This window comes from Cellulomonas algicola (assembly GCF_003851725.1).
In the GTDB taxonomy this organism is placed as follows: domain Bacteria; phylum Actinomycetota; class Actinomycetes; order Actinomycetales; family Cellulomonadaceae; genus Cellulomonas; species Cellulomonas algicola.
The window spans coordinates 1-2886 of record NZ_BHYL01000173.1; the positions used below are offsets into that span (position 1 = coordinate 1).

The following is a 2886-nucleotide window of genomic DNA, read 5'->3' on the forward strand; positions in this document are numbered from 1 at the left end:
TCAGCCGGGCATTAGCGTGAGACACGAGAGACCTCCGTTGATGCGAGCCGGGTTCCTAGACAGCTCCCACTCGACCCGGAGGTCTCTCGCTACGTCAACAACGGTCGTGGTCAGTACAGCTAGGTCGATGGTGGGGCACCCGGCGCGGGGAGGCGAGCCCTGCGAGGGGTCGGTCCGCCTGTCGGTCGTTCAGGCGTCCGGCGGTCGGTCGGGGGTGAACCGCGCGGCGAGGCGCTCGGAGCCGCGGGCGAGCAGGACGACGTCGGCGCCGACGGCCACGAACGACGCCCCGGCCTGCACGTACGCGTCGGCGAGGGCCGGGTCGAACGCGTTGACGCCGACGGGTGTGCCGGCCGCGCGGACCGCGTCGAACGTGCGGTGGACGGCCGCGACGACGTCGGGGTGGTCCTGCTGCCCGAGCCGCCCGAGGGAGGCCGCGAGGTCGGACGGGCCGACGAAGACGCCGTCGACGCCGTCGACCGCCGCGATCTCGCCTGCGGCGTCGACGCCCTGCGCGGTCTCGACCTGGACGACGACGGACACGTGCCGGTCGGCGTCCCGGAGGTACCCGTCGACGCGGCTCCACCGGGTGGAGCGGGCGAGCGCGCCGCCGACGCCGCGTCGCCCGTGCGGCGGGTAGCGGACGGCCTCGACGACGGCGCGCGCCTCGTCCGCGGTGGACACCATGGGGACGAGAAGGTTCTGCGCGCCGAGGTCGAGGACCTGCGTGATCAGCACGGGGTCGGCCGCCGGGACGCGGACGACGGGCGTCACCGGGTACGCGGCGAGCGCCTGGAGCTGGGCGAGCACCGACTCGAGCCCGTTGGGCGCGTGCTCCATGTCGACGAGCACCCAGTCGACCCCGGACCCGGCGCAGATCTCGGCGACGAGCGGGCTGCCGGTGCAGACCCACAGGCCGACGAGCGGCCGCGCGGCGTCGCCGTGGGCCTGCTCGGTCGCGAGGGCGTCGCGGAAGGTCGGCGTCAGTCGAAGCGGCACGAGAGCGTCCCCAGGTCGTGGAAGTCGGCCAGGACGGTGTCGCCCCGGTGCACCCACAGCGGGCGCGTGAACGAGCCGGCGAGGACGAGCTCGCCCGCGTCGAGGCGCTCGCCGTGCTGCGCGAGCTTGTTCGCGAGCCACGCGACGCCGCGCGCGGGGTGGCCGAGCACGGCGCCCGCGACGCCCGACTCCTCGACGGTCCCGTTGCGGTGCAGCAGCGCGGCGACCCAGCGCAGGTCGACGTCGTCGGGCCGCACGGGGGTCCCGCCGTGGACCATGGCGCCCATCGCCGCGTTGTCGCTGATGGTGTCGACGATCGTGCGGCCGTCGAGCGCGATGCGCGACGACAGGATCTCGAGCGCGGGGACGACGTACCCGGTCGCGCGCAGCACGTCGAAGATCGTCGCGTCGGGCCCGTCGACGGGCTCGGCGAGGAGGAACGCGAGCTCGACCTCGACGCGCACGTTCGAGAACCGCGCGTGCTCGAGGACGGCGCCGTCCTCGTGGACCATGTCGGCGAGGATCGCGCCGTAGTCGGGCTCGTCGATGCCGGTCGCGGCCTGCATGACCTTCGACGTGAGCCCGATCTTGCGGCCGACGTGCCGCCTCCCGGCGGCCAGGGCACGCCGCCGCCACTCGGCCTGCACCGCGTACGCGTCGTCGACGGTCATGCCGGGGTGGCGGGCCGTGAGCAGGGGCACGGTGGTGCGGTCGCGCTCGGCGGCGGCGAGCTCGTCGGCGATGTCGGCGATCGCGTCGGGCGTCAGCACGGGACGCCCCGCTGCGGCCGGTGCGGCTGGTGGGGTCGAGGGCGTGCGCGGGTCACAGCTGGTGCCCCAGCTTGTACTCGCCCTGCTTCCACTCGGGCAGGGCGTCGGCGTCGTCGCCCGCGCGCGTGTAGGAGAACCCGTCGGCGCCGATCGTCACGGCCATCTCGCTCGAGTCGGTGCGCGCGACGACGGGCTGCGGCTCACCGTCGAGGTCGAGCACGAGGGACGCCTCGGTGTACCAGGACGGCACGACGGGGTTGCCCCACCAGTCGCGCCGCTGGTTGTCGTGCACGTCCCACGTGACGACGGGGTTGTCGGGGTCGCCGGTCCAGTAGTCCTGCGTGTAGATCTCGACGCGGTGCCCGTCGGGATCGCGCAGGTACAGGTAGAACGCGTTGGACACGCCGTGCCGGCCGGGTCCGCGCTCGATCCGGTCGGACAGCCGCAGCGCGCCGAGGCGGTCGCAGAGCGCGAGGACGTCGTGCTTCTCGTGCGTCGCGAACGCGACGTGGTGCAGCCGCGGCCCGTCGCCGCCGGTCATCGCGGTGTCGTGCACCGTCGGCTTGCGGCGCATCCACGCGGCGTACGTCGTCCCGTCGGCGTCCTGGATGTCCTCGGTCACGCGGAACCCGAGGTCCTCCATGTAGCGCACCGCGCGCGGCACGTCGGGCGTGACCTGGTTGAAGTGGTCGAGCCGCACGAGCGGGCCGGGTGGTTGCAGGTCGTACCGCCAGGACAGCCGCTCGACGTGCGCGACGTCGTGCACGAACTCGTACGGGAAGCCGAGCGGGTCCTGCACGCGCACCGCGTCGCCGACGCCTGCCGTCCACCCGTCGCGGCGCCGCTCGACCCGGCACCCGAGCTCGGAGTAGAACGCGACGGCCCGCTCGAGGTCCTGCGGCGTGCGCACGCGGTACGTGAACGCGGCGGCCGCCGCGACGGGCCCCTGGCGCAGCACGAGGTTGTGGTGGAGGAACTCGTCGAACGTGCGCAGGTGCAGCGTCGTCGCGTCCTGCGCGGTCACGACCAGGCCGAGCACGTCGACGTAGAAGTGCCGTGACGCCGCGAGGTCGGTGACGACGAGCTCGAGGGACAGGGCGCGCAGCACGTCCGGGGG

At 74.0% G+C, this 2886-nt stretch carries 3 protein-coding genes; all 3 read right to left on the reverse strand.

All coding sequences use genetic code 11. The annotated features are described in order from the left end of the window. Positions 1 to 189: 189 nt before the first annotated feature. Positions 190 to 999: an HpcH/HpaI aldolase family protein gene (locus tag CTKZ_RS11935; RefSeq protein WP_124343154.1), complete on the reverse strand. Its 810-nt coding sequence runs from the start codon at positions 997 to 999 to the stop codon at positions 190 to 192. After that, positions 984 to 1769 carry a fumarylacetoacetate hydrolase family protein gene (locus CTKZ_RS11940; protein WP_124343155.1) on the reverse strand — a complete coding sequence of 262 codons (786 nt, stop codon included), beginning with the start codon at positions 1767 to 1769 and terminating at the stop codon, positions 984 to 986. The genes CTKZ_RS11935 and CTKZ_RS11940 overlap by 16 nt, the downstream gene beginning before the upstream one ends. 52 nt (positions 1770 to 1821) lie before the next feature. Beyond that, positions 1822 to 2886 (reverse strand): 3,4-dihydroxyphenylacetate 2,3-dioxygenase (gene hpaD, locus CTKZ_RS11945; protein ID WP_124343156.1); only part of this gene is annotated, 1065 nt, incomplete at its 5' end.